This is a genomic window from Lewinellaceae bacterium (assembly GCA_020636135.1).
GTDB lineage: Bacteria > Bacteroidota > Bacteroidia > Chitinophagales > Saprospiraceae > JAGQXC01.
Genome location: JACJYK010000003.1, coordinates 41,744 through 60,026, shown reverse-complemented (window position 1 = coordinate 60,026; position 18,283 = coordinate 41,744). Strand labels below are relative to the sequence as shown.

Genomic DNA, 18,283 nt, shown 5'->3' with positions numbered 1-18,283 from the left:
ATATTTAGCTTTTTAAACGATCAGATCACCTCGGTGCTGCCAGGCATCGGGATCGGATAGAATCCCTCATTATTTGGCAGAACCGGAGGATTGGCATCCCAGGCATATTCCTTCGGCATGATGCTGATCTTGGAATTCAGGGCCTCATCCCACTTGATCATTTTCCCGGAGTAGGTGGCCATGCGACCCAGAATGGCGGTCATCGTACTGGTGGCGCCGTACTCCGCATTATCAAACTTGTATTCTCCTTTGGCAATGGCGTCAAACAGCATATCGTGTTCCACCTGATAGGGGTTCGGGTCGTTCTTATCGTCGTATTTCAGGATGGATTTGCCATTGTAGCCCATCACACTGCCTTCCCCAAAATCAACGGTTCCCTTGGTGCCGGTCAGTTTTTCATTCACTTCATCCCAGCAATTCTTGATATGTCGGCACTGACTGTTCATGATGGATCCGTCGGCATACGTAAACTCGACGTAGTGGTGATCGTAGATCTCCCCATATTCCTTGCCGGTGCGTACCTGGCGACCACCCATACCCTGTGCAGATACCGGGGTGGCTTGTTTAGCCCAGTTGATCACGTCAATGTTATGGATGTGCTGCTCGTTGATGTGGTCACCGCAGAGCCAGTTGAAATAGTACCAGTTGCGCATCTGGTATTCCATCTCCGTTTGGCCGGCAACGCGCGGACGCACCCACACCCCGGCGCTGTTCCAATAAGCCTGGGCTGAGGTGATGTCGCCGATCTTTCCATCGTGGACCAGGTCCATGATCTTATTGTATTTGGCCTGGTAGTGGCGTTGTAATCCGACGACGACATTCAGTTTTTTCTGCTTGGCAATTGCTGCAGTCTCCAGTACTTTACGAACCCCCGGAGCATCGGTAGCTACCGGTTTCTCCATAAATACATGTTTATTCTGAGCGATGGCTTCAGCAAAATGGATGGGCCGGAATCCGGGAGGTGTTGCCAGGATAACGACGTCGGCATGCTGTATGGCATGCAGGTAACCATCAAAGCCAACATACTGGCGGTCTTTGGGTACATCCACCTTATCCTTGCCGACTTCATTGATGATGTTGGTAAGGCTGGCTTCAAGATTATCTTTGAAAGCATCAGCCATTGCGACCAGCTTGACGTTTTGCTTGGTGCTCAGGGCCTGACTAGCCGCGCCGGTTCCCCGGCCACCACAGCCAACCAATGCGATTTTGATGGTGTCATCCACGCTGTTAAAAAATCCGGCTGCGCTCGAGATAAAAGGACTGATGACCACTCCGGTTCCGGCAAGTGCGGTGCGTTCTACGAATGAACGACGGTTTATTTTTCCTGACATGATGTTTAATGTTTTTTCAAGTTAAAGGACAATGGACAGAAGAATATGGCATATTTTCGTCCACTCCCTAAGATACAAATCAATCCGATAAAGGCAGGATCATTATCCGCCTAATACCATTTCCCAGAACGCTTTTTGTTCAGCCTGGCTGGGTTCGTTCATGGGGCGGATGATGCGAAAACCCACGAAAGGTGAATCGGTATTCCACCAGAAACTTTTGGGAATTTGTGGGTCCCGTTTTTTCCACTGGAGATCCGATTCAATTCGGTTGCTGCTGCGCATGGCGGCGGCGTCATCCTGATAGGAACCGCCCCGCACCGATCTGGGATGCAGCGCTTTCGGCTTGTACCAGGGGTCGCTTGATTTATCGGCAAAAGTGGTGTAAGCATCGGCCTGGTACTGATCCAGGGTCCATTCTGCCACATTTCCATACATGTCGTACAGTCCCCAGGGATTGGGTTGCCGGGTAGCTACCGGATGCAGCTTTTGTCCGCTGTTATCTGCATACCAGGCATAATCGGCTAGCATTTTAGCCTTCTTACCAAAGAAATAAGGTGTATTGCTGCCAGCCCGGCAGGCATATTCCCACTCTGCTTCCGTGGGTAAGCGGTAAAATTTACCGGTACGCTCGGACAGCCATTTGCAGAACTGTAATGCAGCAAACTGTGTCATCCCACTGGCCGGATAACTGGATCCGCCCATGCCGTGGCTGGGATCTTCGTAAGGTGGGCTGGGGCGAACAATACCTTCCGTCCTCGGAGTCCCGTTCGCATCCAGATCCTTTTCTTTATTGCGGTAGACATCATAAAGGTTGTGACTAACCTCCGTTGAGCTCATCCAGAAGCCATCGATTGTAATGGTCTTATTGGGTAACTCGTCAGCCTCATGGGCTTTGTCTTTATGAGAAGCGCCCAGCAAAAAGCTTCCTGCAGGGATAGGAACCATGGTAAACGATACATCGGTACCAGCCAGTGTCTCCTTATAGGCATCTGCCGGCACCGGAGCATCCAGTACCGCAGCTCCGATGAATACCATTGGGAGCAAAATAAACTTAATCATGGTTGATAATTTTAATTGAGTCGTCTAGTTGCTTTTAAATTCCAGGTTAACATGGATGGACAAATCGTCCCCACAAACGATCGAACCAAACAATGCTGAGGGCGGTTCTATTTCAAATTGTGAGAAGGACAAGGGTATGGTCGCCGTATAATGTCCCTGACGATCGGACTGGCAGGTCACTTCGACCGTACGGCTCACACCCCCCACATCCAGGTTGCCGGAAGCGATGATCTGATTGCCCATCGCCTTGATCTGAGTGCTTTTGAAGAGGACGCGGGGATGGGTATCGTTATTCAGGGCCTTTTTGATTTTATCATCCATGGTGACCCCGCGGCCGCCGGCCATGGTAGCCACACCAAAGGACAATTCCACCTCTTTGAGATTGGTGCCATCCAGCACCAGAGTACCTTTTACATCCGGAACCTGTACTGTCCAGTCATGCAGGGTAGAGGTGCCATCCACGTGTACCTGTGCGGTATCCAGGGACCAGGAGGCCATTTGTCCGTGTGCGCTCACGGTGACCACGATCAAGCTTGTCAGCGTGATTAGGAAGGTTCGCATTTTATCGTTCATTTTTACAGTGAAGATACTCATTAAAATCCGGAGATGCCAAGCTTAGTTGATCATCCGTAACTTGCCAGATCACCGGTAAAGCCAGGCTGGCTGCTTCTGCTCCCAGCACGCTTAACGCTGATGCCCAGGCGTCGGCGTCGGAGCCTTTTGACGCCAGGACATAGGCTGAACGGGATGCCTCAATACCCAGACCGTTTCTTGGGTCAATGATGTGGCTGTAGCGCTTGCCACGACGTTCGATGTATTGATAGGTACCCCCGGAACCGGCCAGCGCCTGATGGTTAAGCAGAAAGTGGCAATCGTCTTCCTCCGGGAATGCTATAGGCCATCCCAATTGTCCGGGAGGTGGTTCGCCGGCTACCAGGTCACCACCCAGATCGATCATAGCCCGGGGAAATCCCCTCCCAGACAGAAAGGCAATGATGCGATCGCCCAGATACCCTTTGCCGATACCACCCAGATCCAATGCCATATTTGGGGTTCCCTTCGCCATCCGGTGGCCGGTCGTGTCCAGATACATTAAGTCAAATCCAATCGATCGTTTGAGCCGCCGGATCTTATTCATCCGTAACGGCTTACCACTTACACGGATTTCACGCCAGTAATCAACGCAGGGTTTGACCGTCGGGTCAAAGGCACCCCGGGACTGAATGTTAACGGACCGGGAAGTGGACAGTATTTCCGTAAGCTCGGGAGAAATGGCAATGGTATCTTTCGATTGCAGCCGGTTGATCCGGGATAGCTCACTGTCAGGATCGTAATCACTGATCAGGGCATTGATCCGGTCCAGTTCCCGGAAAGCTTCCTCCAGGGCTGTCATTCCCGCCAGCGAATCGGTCGTATAAAGCACGATACGGACCAGGGTTCCCAGTTTGGGTTGATCGGCCTCCAGCCGGATCCAGGCCGGTGGTGATGAATGCACTGTAACCCATGTCAGGACTGCCGCGAAAATGATTACTTTTGAAGACATCATAAATCGATTAAAACAAAGGTCATGAACCGTCGCAAATTTATCAAACAAGGAGCAGTTACAACCGCAGCATCGGTTATTGGTGGAGCTGGAATGACTGCTTTATCCGGATCAAATCCGCCCGCTGGCGCCGCTTTCCAGCTCAAGTATGCACCCCATCTGGGGATGTTCAGGCTTACCGCCGGCGAAGACCCAATTGCCCAGTTGGAATTTATGGCGGATCAGGGATTTACGGCCTTTGAAGACAACGGGATGAAAGACCGGGATATTTCCGTCCAGCAACAAATGGCATCCACCATGGCCAAAAGAAATCTGCAGATGGGTGTATTTGTTGCGCACAAGATCTACTGGGACGAGCCCAACCTGACCAATGGGGATGCGGACAAAAGAGCCGAATTCCTGCAGGGTATCCGCGAAAGTGTGGAAGTAGCCAAACGGGTTAATGCTACCTGGATGACGGTCGTACCAGGTCATGTAGAACTCCGGATGGAGATGGGATACCAGACTGCACATGTCATCGAATCCCTCAAGCAGGCATCAGCCATTCTGGAACCTCACGGTCTGGTGATGGTGCTGGAATCTCTTAATTTCCGGGATCACCCCGGACAATTCCTGAAAAAAGCAGCTCAGGCTTATGAGATTTGTAAAGCCGTAGACAGCCCCAGCTGTAAGATCCTGTTTGATATCTACCACCAGCAAATCACGGAAGGTAACCTCATTCCGAATATTGAAGCTGCCTGGGACGAAATTGCCTATTTCCAGATTGGTGACAATCCCGGCCGCAAGGAACCGACAACCGGGGAGATCAACTACCGCAATGTCTTTAAATACATCCATAGCCGTGACTGGCAGGGGATCCTGGGCATGGAACATGGTAATTCACTGAATGGCAAGGAAGGAGAATTAGCGGTTATCAGGGCGTACCGGGAAGTTGATATGTTCTGATCTGCGCATTCACAACAAATTCAGAGCTTTCTGCAGCGGGTTTAACGCCGCGTTAAAACTTTTTGTGTGGTTCATTCCGGTCCTACAGTATTATCAGATAAACCGGAAAGCCATGAAATACAATTTACACCGCCTGATTTATCCTGCCCTGATCTTCATGATCGCAATCATGTCGTGCGCCGGGCCAGAAAAATTAATTCAGCAAGGACGCTATGAGGAAGCCCTGGATGGTTTGATCCGGCGCCTGGACCGTGGTAAAATAACTGCAGAAAAAGTAGCCTGGTTACAGGAAGCCTACAATCGTCATGAGCCCGTCTTCATCCGGCGTATCACCCCATTTCTGTCCAGTCCTGGCCGCAGCAGCCAGCTGGAGGAGACCTTATCCGAAGTTAACCTGGTTATCCGGCAGCAGCAGCAAATAGAGCAGATCAGGTACCGCATTGAAGGTTCCGGATTCTCAATCTCAACGCTGTCAATCGACACGTTGCTGAACTGGAAAGACCGGATCCTGGACCGGCTTACGGATGCCTATAAGGTTGAAACGGATGCCCTGATGGTTCAGGCCCGGGATGGCGATAAATATGCGGCCAGAGAAGTCTATGAGCTTTACCATAAGTGGTATCAGCTAGAGCCGGACCGGTCAGATCTCACCGATGCTATAGAAGAAAGCCGGGAGCTGGGAACCAATCATATTTTGTTTATCGTGGCGGATCAACGCACCCCAGCCTGGGCTGATTTGCCTGTCGCATGGCGGAGTGATGTACCAGCCCAGTTGATCAATAACTGGACAAACCTGCACTTTCAGGATGATCCCATACCCTATGATTTTGTATTGTACCTGGATGTGGACCGTTGGTCCATAAGTCCGGAACGTATCTCAGAACAAAAACACCATGCTCAGCAACGGGTCATTGACGGATACCGGGTACGCAGAGATACGGCAGGAAATGCAGTATTCGACAGCCTTGGACACGCAATAAAAGATCCGGTTTGGATCACCGCCAGTGCCAGAATTGTGGAAGTGATCAAGTCCCGGGAAGCCGTCTTGCATGGAAGCCTTGAATTAAGGGATGAATCGAACGGTGCCATCGTATGGAGTCATCCCGTCGATTTATACCAGCAATTCAACAACCAGTTTGCACGCTATCAGGGTGACATTCGCGCATTGACCAGCGATGAAAAGCGTCTGGTGGATAATCCGGAGGTGCCATTTCCCAATAACCGGGATATGGAAGCCAACATATGGTCTGACCTGATGAGGATGATAACGGCCGGTGTCTCGAAACTTCCGGTAAACCGGATATCGTAGTAATCAGAAATTGCCTGAAGCCTCCCGGAACAAGACTGCCAGGAGCACCTGACCTACCGAGCGCAGGGTACGCCGGTCAATCACTTCCATGTTGTCCTGATGGGTGTGCCAGTGTGTACCAAACGAAGTCGGGCTGTTCATCGGTTTATTGATGATGTCGATCATCGGCAGACCACGGATCGTGGATACAAAATAATGATCATCAATGCCACCACCGACCGAGCGGTTGACAAATAGGTTCCCTTTTCCCATCTGCTGGGCCAGCCGCCAGACTTTCAGATAGGTGGCGGAAACCCGGCTGGCAACCTGGTTGGTATAGCCCGGGATATTGGTCAGGTCTTCTACCGGGAACTGGGCATCATGAGCACCTACCATATCCAGCAGGATACCGTATTTTGCCTGATATCCGGCTACATGCGGTTCACGGCTCCAGTACTGGGCACCGAGGCACCAGGAGTCATTGGCTCCGGCCCGCTCACCCTGGTCTTCTACATCAAAAAAGATAATATCAACGCCTAATGGAATGGATGACTGAGCAAGCTGGCGGGCAACTTCTATCAATACGCCAACGCCGCTACCACCATCGTCAGCGCCCAGGATGGGCTCTTTCTGGGTGGTCACATCCGCATCCTGTTCGGCGATAAACCGGCTATCCCAGTGGGCGCCTAATAAAATACGCTTGTTCTGATCCGGGTTGATCCGGGTGATGATATTCGTACCGGTAACTGTCTGGCCGGTATAAATGGTTGCTGAAAACATCTGTTTTTCGACCTGCAGTCCAAAACCAGATAGTTTGTTGGCGATCCATTCCAGGCAGGCTTCGTGGGCAGGACTTCCCGGAACACGGGGTCCAAATGAGACCTGCTTTTCGACAAAGGCGAAAGCACTGTCCATCTGAAAAGACGGAGGCTGCAAAGCAGGCGTTTCAGTCGCAGAAGAAACCGCTGTTTTTGGTTCTTGTCTGCAGCTGATACTTGCAATAAAGACAAATAATGTAACGACCCAGAATGGGGTCAGCGATAACGAATGCTTGTAGAAATGCATAAAGATTAAGATTTGGACCAGGTGGTGCCTTCCGGACCATCTTTGAGTTGAATGTGCAAATCATTGAGCTGATCCCGTATTTGATCGGCGGTCGCCCAGTCTTTTTTTGTTCGTGCCTGCCGGCGTATGTCAATGACCAGTTGCATCACCCCATCCAGGGCGCTGTCATCCGATCCGGTTTCTTCTTTTAATCCAAATATTTCAAAGACGACGTCCGGAAGGATTTTTTGCAATCGGTCAAGGGTTTCCGGGGTTACCTCCGCGATGGCTAAATGACCCGCTTTCAAACCATTGATACGGGTGACCAGATCAAATACCCGTGCCATAGCTTTGGGTGTGTTGAAATCGTCATTCATGTCTTCGAAGATCCCGTCCATCAGGGCGTTCAGCTCCTGATCCAGGGTGCTTTCACTTTTACCGACCGCTCCTGCAATTTCTTTCACGGTATGAGTCGCTTCCATAAGACGGAGGAAACCTTTCTCGGCTGCCTGCAGGGCGCCGTCCGTCAGATCCAGGGTGCTGCGGTAATGGGATTGCAGCATAAAGAAGCGCACCACCATCGGGCTGTATCCTTTGGAAATCAGCGGACTGTCGCCGGTAAACAATTGGAAGGGCGTGATGGTATTACCCTCGCTCTTGGACATCTTCCGTCCATTCATGAGGAGCATATTACTATGAAGCCAGTATTTTGCCGGTGGAGTGCCACAAGCGCCTACATTCTGTGCTATTTCATTTTCGTGATGGGGAAATTTCAGGTCGGTACCACCACCGTGGATATCAAACTGTTTGCCCAGGTATTTGGTGCTCATCGCAGAACATTCCAGATGCCAGCCGGGGAAACCGACCGACCAGGGAGAATTCCAGCGCATCAGGTGGCGTGGATCTGCTTTGATCCAGATGGCGAAATCCGAGGGATGTTCTTTTTCGTCCTGGTTTTTCAGATTATCACGGGTCAGTGACAAGAGATCTTCGACGACCCGGCCGGAGAGTTTGCCGTACAGGTCTTTTTCATTGATGAATTTCTGTACGTCAAAGTACACCGATCCATTCTTGATGTAGCCATAGCCATTGTCCAGTATGGCCTGAACCATTTCGATCTGCTCGATGATGTGGCCGGTGGCTCTGGGCTCGATGCTTGGTGGCAGGGTATTGAAGATGTGCATCATCTCATGAAAGCCATTGGAGTAGCGCTGGACCACTTCCATCGGCTCAACATGTTCGAGGCGAGCTTTTTTAGAAATTTTATCTTCGGCATCGGTGTCTGCATCGCCTTCCAGGTGCCCGACATCAGTAATATTGCGAACATACCGGACCTGGTAACCGAGGTATTTCAGATAGCGAAAGATGATATCAAAGCTGACAAAAGTGCGGCAGTTTCCGAGATGGACATCACTGTAAACGGTCGGTCCGCAAACATACATTCCAACCCGGCCTTCATGAATTGGGGTAAATACTTCCTTCTCCCCAGACCAGCTGTTGTAGACCACTAACTTGGTGTTCATCATGATTTTTTTGCGAGCGCTAAGGTACTGAATATGGGGAAATGATCCGAATAATTAACCTGGTCGCGGTCGAAGGTATAAATGTTCCAATGCGGGGTAGCCAGGATGTAATCAATGCGTAAAAAAGGTATAACACCACCGTAGGTAAACTTGACTCCTTTGGAAAAATGAAAGGAATCACTCAGACCTTCACTGAGCTGATGATAGAGATAAGAATGCGGCACATCGTTGAAATCCCCGGCCAGGATATATGGATATGGACACTCCTTAAGATGTTGCTCAAGGACCGGAAGGATCTCAGCCCGCTTTTGTGCGGCTGAACGATATTTGGTTAGGATCGTTGCAACGGTAGACCAGGTTTTTTCCTCCTGGAGGTCTCCCTCGCGTACCAGATTATCCGCATCCCGGGTGATTTGATTGGATTGCAGGTATAGGCAGTAAACACGGATCAATGATTCGTCGTACTCGATATCAGCCCACAGGGCATACACCTTTTGTGCATAGTCAAAAAGATAGCCGGTTTGCCTGATGGGATACCGGGACAGTATACCGGCCGGTTTTCGAATTTCGGAGGTAAAGCTGGAATCCAGCAGGCTGGCAAAAAAGTCAACGGTTTTTTCATTGACTTCCTGCAGGCAGACGATATCGGGATTTTTCTCTTTGATGTAAGCGCTGAATTCATCTTCCCTGCTATGGCGTGCGTTGCTCATGACCCGGTTAAGATAAGCCACATTGTAGCTCATGACATGGAGGGTACTGGCATCGGCAGGTATTTCATGCTCGGTTAAGGGCAAGGCATAAATGTTTTGGACCTGACGCCAGCCGAGAGCCAGGGTTAAAAAAGATATGAGTGCATAAGCCGGTTTGCTCACCAGCCATAGGACGATAAAAAGAAGGTTCAATACGAAGAGAATCGGGTAAAAAATACCCAGCAGGGAAGTAGGCCAGAAGGTGATGGGGTTGATCAGGGGGGACAGGTAGGACAATAGGGTCAGAATGACCAATCCGATGTTGAGTCCCAGCATGATCTTGGCCAGTCTTTTCAAAATCAGTCTTTTTTACTTGCTTCCGTTAAAAAGGCTTTCTCTTCATCGGATAGTTTTTCATAACCTTTGGCTTTGATCTTGTCCAGGATGGCATCCAGTTTTTCCTGGTGGTTCATACCCTGGTAGTCATTTATTTTTTGCCGAGACCGCATGGCGGGATGCTTTACCAGCACGGCGGTACGGGGAGGTGGATTTTTTACCGGCGCTTGTCCCAGATGGCCAAGCCAATTGAAAAAGCGGATGAAAGGATAGGCCAGATCATCACCCCGTCGCAGCATTTCTACATAAACGATGCCCATCACGGCACCACCCAGGTGTGCGAAATGCCCACCGGAATTGGCATTGTTGGCGACGCCCACCAGGTCCAGCAACATGACGAAGAAAGCGATGTATTTGATTTTGACCGGACCGATCAGCAGAAGGTGCATCTCGTAATTAGGGGACAACCACGCACTGGTCAGTATAAAGCAGGTTACTGCTGCTGATGCCCCCAGGGCGTAATGCGTGATGTCCGGATGCTGAATATTGGCGCTGAAAAAGAAAAATACGGCGCCGGCCAAACCACCCAGCAGATACAGCGGCAATACACGGTGGTCTCCAATGAAATCCCCTACGATCCGCCCGAACCAATACAACACCAGCAGGTTGAATAAGATATGAAACAGCCCTTCATGCAGAAACATGTGGGTGACCAGCGTCCATGGACGGAAGAGGATCTCACGCCAATCCGATGAAAGCTCCAGATGCTGGATAAATGGGACATACCATCCTGCACCTTTCAGAAAGACTTGTCCCAGCAGGACAACTACCCATACGGCCAGATTGACAACGATGATCCGGTTGAGCATGTGTCCATGCTGGAAAATTGCCCGGATGTCTTGCCAGATCGATTGAAACATATTAGGTAAACAGGATTTATTACAATAAACGCAAAAATAGAGGAATAATTAGGATGATTCCATGGATTTTGCTTCATAACCGCTTTCTCCAAAACAGGATCAGGATCGCTCCCGTTATGGCTCCGCCCAGGTGTGCAAAGTTGGCCACTCCCGGTTGCAGATTACCCACGCCACTGACGATTTCGATCACCGCAAACAAGATCACCATGTATTTCGCCTTCATCGGTATCGGAGGGAAAAGCAGCATCACCCGCATATTGGGGAAGAGCATCCCGAAGGCGACCAGCAATCCAAAGATGGCTCCGGATGCACCCAATACGGTTGGAATGTGCGGCAAGGCCATGGTCCACTGATCCCCAAATCGAAGATAAAACTGGACCATAAAGCTCAGGATATAAATGACGCCAGCTCCCAATCCGGTGATCAGGTAGTATGCAAGAAATCGTTTGGGGCCCATTCTGCTTTCGAGTATGGGACCAAACATGTACAGACCGAACATATTTAAAAAGATATGTGTAAAGTTGGCATGTGCAAACATGTGCGTCACGATCTGCATGGGCATAAACGAATCACTCCAGGGACTGGCCATGGGCAGATAATCGTAGAGTACCGGAAAAATTTGCATGGCGAAAAACACCAGGACGTTGATGATCAGCAGGTGTTTAACGACGTCGGTCAGTCTGAGCATAATTTCTGATTCTGTGCAATGTTCAACTTAAAAAGAGTCGCTCCAGTTTATTTTTCTCCAGGGTTATGAAGCAATTTCGACCAGCAGGACTCTTGAATGGAAGTTCGCAGGCAAACAATTGATCGATGATCTCCTGCATTTCCACTGCGCTGAGCCGGGTTCCGCGTTTACATGCGGCACTCACGGCCAGTGACCGGGCTACCTTTTCATTCACATCGACCTTAAGATCACGGTTTTGTTTCAACTCTTCCAATAACTGTTCGACGAGGTGGGAGGGTTCATCGCCGAAATGCAGTTGTGCCGGCAAGCCATGGATGATGAAGGTGTTGCCACCAAACTCCTCCACTTCAAATCCCAGCTGGTTGATCTTGGCCAGGTATTCCCTGAGCAGAAGGGCGTCGCCACCGTTCAGTTCCACCGTGGCTGGAAATAACGCCCGCTGGGAAGGCACTTCAGCTGTTGATAATTGTTCGAGGTATTGTTCGTACAGGATGCGCTCGTGGGCTGCTTGCTGGTCGATCAGCATCATCCCGGACTTGATGGGAACCAGGATGTAGGATAGCAGGATCTGAACCGGTTCTTTGGCCTCCCAACCCCAGTGAGTGGTATCCACTGAAGGATCCGGATGATTTGCCTGGGAGGGACGAATGATCGGGACCGGGTCGGTCATGTTTTTAGGCAATGGATCCTGGAGTCCTTCGTATAATTTCCGCCAGTTCTGATCTGTGGCGACCGTTTCTTTGGCAGGCATGTATGAGCTACTACGCCCAGTCTGGTGCTGATGTTGCAGACCCTCTGCCTCAAAGTCCAGGGTGGGTACGATCTGAAATTGGCCCAGCGCATGTTTGACACTGGCTTTTAATAAATTATAGATCAGGCGTTCTTCCTGAAATTTGATTTCCGTCTTGGTGGGATGGACGTTGACATCGATGCGCTCCGGGTCGATCTCCAGGAACAAGGCGTAAAAGGGATGGTGATCTTCCGGTAATAGTTGCTCGTAGGCAGATTTCACGGCATGATTCAGGTAGGGGCTTTTAATGTACCGCTGATTGACAAAGAAATATTGTTCACCCCTGCTTTTCTTGGCATAGTCCGGTTTGGCGATGAAACCATGCATCCGCACGATGTTGGTCTCTTCTTCCACCGGGACCAGTTTTTCATTGATGGCCTTACCGAAGATAGCAACCAGACGCTGACGCAGGTTCTGGGCAGGCAGGCGGTAGATGGCTTCTTCCTGGTGATAGAGATCCATCCCGATCTGAGGATGGGCTATGGCTACCCGGTGAAATTCTTCGATGATATGCCGCATTTCTACCGGGTCGGACTTCAGAAAGTTGCGACGGGCGGGGACATTGTAAAATAAATTTTTGACGGCAAACGACGTGCCTTCCGGAGCCTGGGTGTATTCCTGCTTGTCTACCTGACTGCCCGCGATGGCGATCAGCGTAGCCAGGTCTTCGCCGGTGACCCGCGTCTTCATTTCCACCTGGGCTACCGAGGCGATGGATGCCAGGGCTTCTCCGCGAAATCCCTTGGTGCGGATGTGAAAGAGATCATCAGCCTGCCGGATCTTGGAGGTTGCATGGCGTTCGAAACAAAGCCGGGCATCGGTTTCCGACATACCGCTGCCATTATCCACCACCTGGATGAGCTGCTTGCCAGCCTGGCGCACCAATACCTGAATCCAGGATGCACCGGCATCAACAGCATTTTCCATCAGCTCTTTCACGACGGAAGCAGGTCGCTGTATAACTTCACCAGCCGCAATCTGATTTGCTATTGCATCCGGTAGAAGCTGGATTATATCCATAATTTATTCCAATAGGTGAATGATGGTCGGTAAACCTTTAGATAAAAGGACAAAGGTAATAAGTATTAACAGGACAATGGTATAGAACAGGGTCCGATTCGACTTGCGGATCAGCCGGCTTTGGTATTCCGTATCGACCTGACTGCGCTGGCGTAGCCCGGAAGAGATGCGGGCTTTGGCCGCCTCCACATCGTCGCCTTTGCCGGTCTCATGCTGTCTGAGTCGCTGTTCCAGCTCTTCTTTAGCCGGATCATAAAACCGGGGAATGTAGCGGTAAGTGCGCGGCTTAGGGCGGTGTAAAAATTTCATTTTATTAGGATTTGGTACTCCAGGCCTCCGTGACAGAAATGATTAACCATCAGGTCACCAGCTTATCAAAGATACGGATTGACGTCTGAACCCGATATCCGCTAAACAATATTTTAACCACACAGGTTTCAATTTGATTTAAAAGCAGATTTTAGCATTGGGTGGATATTCTGCCAAGAACCCTACCGGAATTTAACAGCCGGGACTAATATGATTTAATACATCTTGATTATGTTAAAAATTGACCCTCAATTACAAATGAAATTAACCGGAACCGGAATCTTGTTGTTTTACGTTGTAGTTCACTGTAACTTTGCAGCTTAGATTCCAGTTATGAGCGAAGTCATTAAGCATGAATGCGGCATTGCACTCATCCGGTTGCTGAAACCGCTTTCCTTTTACGAAGAAAAATACGGCACTTCCCTTTTCGGTCTGCAGCGATTGCATCTGCTGATGCAAAAAATGCGTAACCGCGGTCAGGATGGCGCCGGCCTGGCAACCATCAAACTGGATCCCGAACCCGGGCACCGCTACATCAGCCGTAAACGCAGTAATAGCCCGACTTACCTCAAAGATCTTTTTGACCAGGTCTTTACGTACTTTAACGACTTGCCACCTGAGAAACTGCACGATGCCGACTGGTTGAAAGAAAATATGCCCTATACCGGTGAAGTACTCCTGGGCCACCTTCGCTACGGCACCCATGGCAGCAATACCATCGAGACCGTCCATCCCTTCCTGCGGCTCAACAACTGGATAAGCCGTAACCTGGTACTGGCCGGTAACTTTAATATGACCAACGTCGATGAGCTCTTCGATGAACTGGTTGAGCTGGGACAGTATCCGAAAGAAAAGTCCGACACCGTCACCGTTATGGAGAAGATCGGCCACTTTCTGGATGATGAAGTACAGCGGTTGTTCGACTGGTACAAACCGGACGGGTATTCCAATGACGAGATCAATCAGCTGATCTTTGAAAATCTGGATATCCAGCGGCTGATGCGAAGAGCCTGTAAGAAATTTGACGGTGGTTATGTGATGGCCGGTATGATCGGTTATGGGGATGCCTTTGTCATCAGAGATCCCAATGGCATCCGTCCTGCTTTTTATTACCACGACGATGAGATCGTCATCATGGCTTCCGAGCGGCCAGCCATCCAGACCGTAGCCAATGTCAGCTATCAGTCTATCCGGGAAGTCAAGCCGGGACACGTACTGATCATTAAAAAGAATGGCAAAGTCATGGAACAACCCTTCACAGAAGAACGTGAGGTAACTCCCTGTTCTTTTGAGCGGATCTATTTTTCGCGTGGAACAGACCGCGATATATACCTCGAACGCAAGCGTTTGGGACAACTCCTCACCGACCGTATCCTGGAGGCCATCGACTACGACCTGGAGAATACCATCTTTTCATTCGTTCCGAACACGGCGGAAGTGGCTTTCAATGGATTGGTAGAAGGACTGCAGCAACGGATGTGTGAGATCAAGAAACAACGCATCAAGCGACTGCAGGAGCAGGGGGAGCTGACCGATGAAGCGCTGGATCAAATCCTGAAAGTTTTACCCAGGACCGAAAAAATAGCCGTTAAGGACGATAAGATGCGCACCTTCATTGCCGATGAGGTCATCCGTGGCGGAATGGTGTCGCACGTCTACGATGTCACCTATGGTATTGTCAAGAACCATGTGGATACCATAGTCCTCGTCGACGACTCCATCGTCCGTGGTACCACCCTTCGGGATAGTATCATCAACATCGTCAGCCGGCTGAAGCCCAAACGCATCATCATTGTATCCTCGGCTCCGCAAATACGCTATCCGGATTGTTACGGCATCGATATGTCCAAAATGAATGGATTTGTCGCCTTCCAGGCCCTGGTCAAATTGCTCGAGGAAAAAGGGCAGTCCCATTTACTGGACGAGACCTATTACCGCTGTAAAGCACAGGAAGACCTGCCAAAAGAAGAGGTCACCAATGAAGTCATCGAGCTTTACAACACCTTCACCGATGAAGAGATCTCCCAAAAGATCGCCGAGATCGTCACACCCAAAGGTCTGGAGATCCCGGTTGATGTAATCTTCCAGACCATCGATGGTTTGCATGTGGCCTGCCCGAATCACAAAGGCGACTGGTATTTCTCCGGACGATACCCGACACCGGGAGGAAATAAAGTGGTGAACAAGGCCTTCATCAACTATATGGAGAAGAAAGAAGTCAGGGCGTACTAATCAGATGTCAGACCTTTGATCCAAGACATTATCCTGGTCCATCGATCGGAAAAGAAATGAATTCGCATCAATTAATCCGCAACAGAGACCACAGTGAACATTACATCTGGGGTGGTCAATGTGACGGATGGTTTATGGTTAATTCCCCGGAGTTGACCATCATCGAGGAGCGGATGCCTTCCGGTACGGCTGAGCGGACCCATTACCATCAACACGCAGAACAGTTTTTTCGCATTTTATCCGGCGCAGCCACCTTTGTTCTATCCGATGAGACCATCACAGTCGAAGCCGGAAGTGGAATTTACATTCCGCCCCACATCATCCATCAGATCCGCAATGATAACTCGGAAGACCTGGTCTTTTTAGTGATTTCCAGGCCGTCAACGAGAGGAGACCGGATCGAAATAGCTGTTTAATTCTGTTGGCCAGAAATTAAAACGGGTTTGTCAGGATTCCCGGAGTTGTTCTGAATAATCCCTTCTGACATGGTCGAATAATGTAAGAAACGCTGACAAAAGAAAAAGCCGGAGCACATCAGGAAATTAGCTAAATTGGTATAGGAAAGCAAGGCTATGATCGTATTAAGAATTGAACATAAAATCGCTAATTATACCGGTTGGAAAAAAGCGTTTGAAAACGATCCGATAGACCGAAAACAATCAGGGGTTAAAAAGTATCGAATTTATCGTCCGGTGGGTGATGAGGCTTTTGTAATTATTGATTTGGAGTTTGAACATCTGGAGCAAGCACAGGCAACTAAGGCAGCGCTGGAAAACATTTTTCCAAAAATAGAGGGAAGCATCATTTTTGGCGTTCAATTAAAAATTTTAGAGGTTATTGAAACCGTGGAAATCTAAATTATTTCTGTCATGACGGTAAAGATTCTAAAATTTACATCCATCATTGTTGCTGCACTGCTTGCGGGAACAAGTTTTGGAATATGGATGGGATTGGATCCTGGTGCATACTCACCTGCAACCTACCTGGAGCAACAGCAAAATCTGGTCAGTTCACTCAATACCATGATGGTTGCTATGGTCGTGGTGGAGACGCTTGTGACCATCGCACTGGCATTCCGGTTGAGACAAAACAACACCGTATTTATAGTATTACTGCTTGCTGCAGCCTGTTTTGCATCCTGTATTTTCATTTCTCGGTTTGGCAATCTCCCCATCCAGAAGGAGATGCTCACATGGGACGGTGCTTCACTCCCTGATCACTGGACTACCCTGAGGGACCGGTGGTGGTTCTTTCACAAATTGCGGACAATTGCAGAATTAGCAGGCCTGGTTCTTGTAACATGGACCATTGTTTTCCGGCAGGAAACAAATCCATAAGTACATTGACATTTTAATATTGTTTTTCGAGTATTGGTCTGGTGTTTGAAAGAATTATCTGTCGAATAATGGTATCCATGTGTCTTGATATTGCAATTAATCTCCCGAATTTGGACATTGTTATCCGGGTTTACCCAGGCTAATATTTATACCTTGAGGGCCTTCCGGGTAAAGAGAACCTATTTAAAGAACAGGGAAGATCTTGCTGCAGTAAATGGAATAAGTCTGCGAGTAATTTTTAATTATAAAAATATTCATTACCGTGGTAGAAGGCGTTGTACGGAGAATTTTGATAATTATTTTTTTAAGTACAATGGGTTATTGGTCCAGCGCTCAGTCCCGATTGATTACACTTGATCATGCGGCGGTCAGGGTATATACTGAAGGACTTGAAGACCGCAAGGAAGGGCAACCGGTGATCGTATTTGAGAATGGTCATGGTGAGACCATCAATTCCTGGGAAACGATTGCGGAGGCTGTGGGTCAATTAGGTCCGGTATTAATGTATGACCGGCCCGGTACCGGAGGGTCTGAGCCAGATCAGGTAATTCCCACGATAAAAGGTCATTCGAAAAAATTGAACCAGATATTAAATGTATTGCATATTGATCCGCCCTATCTCCTGGTGGGACATTCCCTGGGTGGTGTTTACATAAGAGGATTTGCTAACCAATACCCGGATGATCTGGCAGGGTTGATTTTCGTTGATCCGGCGGATTTTACACAGAAGCTTTCCGATTTTGAGATTCCCTACCGGGAAATAGGAGTTGGCGATGCTTACATCGATTCGATGATGAAAGCAAAATTTAGTCAGCCGGCAGTAATCGATTCTTCCAAAAATATCAGGGTGCAGCAGGAAAGTGAGCTGCTGCGGAATCTGAGGATCACGGATTTTAGAGCGTTAAATGAAAAGGACCTGCCTGCCATTCCGGTTCACTTTATTGTTGGCGGACGATTTTCTGTCCCTCCGGAATACAGATCAAAAGACTATGACCAGGAATCGCTATTCCGGGCGAGGACCAGGCATTGGGTGGAGAACTGGATGAATGTGGTCAATAAATCACCCTATGGCCGGCTTTTTTACAGCTCGATAGCCGGGCATTATGTTCAAAATGATGATCCGGATATCGTTTTATTGAGTATCCAGCTGGCCGTTAAAGATTATTATAAAATGATTGGTCAATAGTGGAGGATCAAAAATATTCATGAAAGAAATGTATTAACCATTA

18 protein-coding genes are annotated in these 18,283 nt (G+C 49.2%); 7 read left to right on the top strand and 11 right to left on the bottom strand.

All coding sequences use genetic code 11. The features are described 5' to 3' along the window. Nucleotides 1–20: 20 nt before the first annotated feature. The 4 genes from H6570_19470 to H6570_19455 form a co-directional block, all read right to left on the bottom strand. On the bottom strand, nt 21–1,331 hold the full coding sequence (locus H6570_19470; protein MCB9321468.1) for a Gfo/Idh/MocA family oxidoreductase: 1,311 nt from the start codon (nt 1,329–1,331) through the stop codon (nt 21–23). Nucleotides 1,332–1,433: 102 nt separating this feature from the next. Next, nucleotides 1,434–2,387, bottom strand: coding sequence for an SUMF1/EgtB/PvdO family nonheme iron enzyme (locus H6570_19465; protein ID MCB9321467.1), 954 nt, complete (start codon nt 2,385–2,387; stop codon nt 1,434–1,436). 27 nt (nt 2,388–2,414) lie between these two features. Beyond that, complete coding sequence (locus H6570_19460) at nt 2,415–2,951, bottom strand: YceI family protein (GenBank protein MCB9321466.1); 537 nt, start codon at nt 2,949–2,951, stop codon at nt 2,415–2,417. A 1-nt stretch (nt 2,952) separates the two neighbouring features. Then, a complete protein-coding gene (locus H6570_19455) occupies nt 2,953–3,933 on the bottom strand; it encodes an FAD:protein FMN transferase (GenBank protein MCB9321465.1) in 981 nt (326 codons plus the stop codon). Nucleotides 3,934–3,957: 24 nt separating this feature from the next. Between H6570_19455 and H6570_19450 the strand changes: the two genes are divergently transcribed. Together H6570_19450 and H6570_19445 are read left to right on the top strand one after the other, a co-directional pair. Continuing rightward, entirely contained in the window at nt 3,958–4,878 is a 921-nt protein-coding gene (locus H6570_19450; protein ID MCB9321464.1) for a TIM barrel protein, read from the top strand. A gap of 112 nt (nt 4,879–4,990) precedes the next feature. Then, nucleotides 4,991–6,187, top strand: coding sequence for a hypothetical protein (locus H6570_19445; protein ID MCB9321463.1), 1,197 nt, complete (start codon nt 4,991–4,993; stop codon nt 6,185–6,187). 3 nt (nt 6,188–6,190) lie between these two features. Here H6570_19445 and H6570_19440 read toward each other — a convergent pair whose 3' ends face one another. From H6570_19440 to H6570_19410, 7 genes are all read right to left on the bottom strand, one after another. Further along, entirely contained in the window at nt 6,191–7,231 is a 1,041-nt protein-coding gene (locus H6570_19440) for a M28 family peptidase (GenBank protein ID MCB9321462.1), read from the bottom strand. A gap of 5 nt (nt 7,232–7,236) precedes the next feature. Next, a complete protein-coding gene (locus tag H6570_19435) occupies nt 7,237–8,733 on the bottom strand; it encodes a cysteine--tRNA ligase (GenBank protein ID MCB9321461.1) in 1,497 nt (498 codons plus the stop codon). After that, nucleotides 8,733–9,779, bottom strand: coding sequence for an endonuclease/exonuclease/phosphatase family protein (locus H6570_19430; GenBank protein MCB9321460.1), 1,047 nt, complete (start codon nt 9,777–9,779; stop codon nt 8,733–8,735). The genes H6570_19435 and H6570_19430 overlap by 1 nt, the downstream gene beginning before the upstream one ends. A 2-nt stretch (nt 9,780–9,781) precedes the next feature. Next, entirely contained in the window at nt 9,782–10,678 is an 897-nt protein-coding gene (locus H6570_19425) for a rhomboid family intramembrane serine protease (protein ID MCB9321459.1), read from the bottom strand. 73 nt (nt 10,679–10,751) lie between these two features. Then, nucleotides 10,752–11,366, bottom strand: coding sequence for a rhomboid family intramembrane serine protease (locus tag H6570_19420; protein ID MCB9321458.1), 615 nt, complete (start codon nt 11,364–11,366; stop codon nt 10,752–10,754). A 22-nt stretch (nt 11,367–11,388) separates the two neighbouring features. Continuing rightward, a complete protein-coding gene (mutL, locus tag H6570_19415) occupies nt 11,389–13,179 on the bottom strand; it encodes a DNA mismatch repair endonuclease MutL (GenBank protein MCB9321457.1) in 1,791 nt (596 codons plus the stop codon). Beyond that, nucleotides 13,180–13,485 (bottom strand): hypothetical protein, encoded by a 306-nt coding sequence (locus H6570_19410; GenBank protein ID MCB9321456.1) that lies wholly within the window; start codon nt 13,483–13,485, stop codon nt 13,180–13,182. A 333-nt stretch (nt 13,486–13,818) separates the two neighbouring features. Between H6570_19410 and H6570_19405 the strand changes: the two genes are divergently transcribed. From H6570_19405 to H6570_19385, 5 genes are all read left to right on the top strand, one after another. Then, a complete protein-coding gene (locus H6570_19405) occupies nt 13,819–15,717 on the top strand; it encodes an amidophosphoribosyltransferase (GenBank protein MCB9321455.1) in 1,899 nt (632 codons plus the stop codon). Nucleotides 15,718–15,773: 56 nt separating this feature from the next. Then, nucleotides 15,774–16,133 carry a cupin domain-containing protein gene (locus H6570_19400; GenBank protein ID MCB9321454.1) on the top strand — a complete coding sequence of 120 codons (360 nt, stop codon included), beginning with the start codon at nt 15,774–15,776 and terminating at the stop codon, nt 16,131–16,133. 156 nt (nt 16,134–16,289) lie between these two features. Beyond that, a complete protein-coding gene (locus H6570_19395) occupies nt 16,290–16,574 on the top strand; it encodes a hypothetical protein (protein ID MCB9321453.1) in 285 nt (94 codons plus the stop codon). Nucleotides 16,575–16,586: 12 nt separating this feature from the next. After that, nucleotides 16,587–17,054 carry a DUF1772 domain-containing protein gene (locus H6570_19390; GenBank protein ID MCB9321452.1) on the top strand — a complete coding sequence of 156 codons (468 nt, stop codon included), beginning with the start codon at nt 16,587–16,589 and terminating at the stop codon, nt 17,052–17,054. Between the two features lie 313 nt (nt 17,055–17,367). Next, the gene (locus tag H6570_19385) at nt 17,368–18,240 is read left to right on the top strand and encodes an alpha/beta hydrolase (protein ID MCB9321451.1); all 873 of its coding nucleotides are present in this window, start codon (nt 17,368–17,370) and stop codon (nt 18,238–18,240) included. Nucleotides 18,241–18,283 lie beyond the last annotated feature (43 nt).

Bases quoted from the DNA above. Each gene is read 5' to 3' on its own strand.
- H6570_19470 (MCB9321468.1), bottom strand. From the start codon at position 1,331: ATGTCAGGAAAAATAAACCGTCGTTCATTCGTAGAACGCACCGCACTT.
- H6570_19460 (MCB9321466.1), bottom strand. From the start codon at position 2,951: ATGCGAACCTTCCTAATCACGCTGACAAGCTTGATCGTGGTCACCGTG.
- H6570_19455 (MCB9321465.1), bottom strand. From the start codon at position 3,933: ATGTCTTCAAAAGTAATCATTTTCGCGGCAGTCCTGACATGGGTTACA.
- H6570_19450 (MCB9321464.1), top strand. From the start codon at position 3,958: ATGAACCGTCGCAAATTTATCAAACAAGGAGCAGTTACAACCGCAGCA.
- H6570_19445 (MCB9321463.1), top strand. From the start codon at position 4,991: ATGAAATACAATTTACACCGCCTGATTTATCCTGCCCTGATCTTCATG.
- H6570_19440 (MCB9321462.1), bottom strand. From the start codon at position 7,231: ATGCATTTCTACAAGCATTCGTTATCGCTGACCCCATTCTGGGTCGTT.
- H6570_19435 (MCB9321461.1), bottom strand. From the start codon at position 8,733: ATGAACACCAAGTTAGTGGTCTACAACAGCTGGTCTGGGGAGAAGGAA.
- H6570_19425 (MCB9321459.1), bottom strand. From the start codon at position 10,678: ATGTTTCAATCGATCTGGCAAGACATCCGGGCAATTTTCCAGCATGGA.
- H6570_19420 (MCB9321458.1), bottom strand. From the start codon at position 11,366: ATGCTCAGACTGACCGACGTCGTTAAACACCTGCTGATCATCAACGTC.
- H6570_19410 (MCB9321456.1), bottom strand. From the start codon at position 13,485: ATGAAATTTTTACACCGCCCTAAGCCGCGCACTTACCGCTACATTCCC.
- H6570_19405 (MCB9321455.1), top strand. From the start codon at position 13,819: ATGAGCGAAGTCATTAAGCATGAATGCGGCATTGCACTCATCCGGTTG.
- H6570_19400 (MCB9321454.1), top strand. From the start codon at position 15,774: ATGAATTCGCATCAATTAATCCGCAACAGAGACCACAGTGAACATTAC.
- H6570_19395 (MCB9321453.1), top strand. From the start codon at position 16,290: ATGATCGTATTAAGAATTGAACATAAAATCGCTAATTATACCGGTTGG.
- H6570_19390 (MCB9321452.1), top strand. From the start codon at position 16,587: ATGACGGTAAAGATTCTAAAATTTACATCCATCATTGTTGCTGCACTG.
- H6570_19385 (MCB9321451.1), top strand. From the start codon at position 17,368: ATGGGTTATTGGTCCAGCGCTCAGTCCCGATTGATTACACTTGATCAT.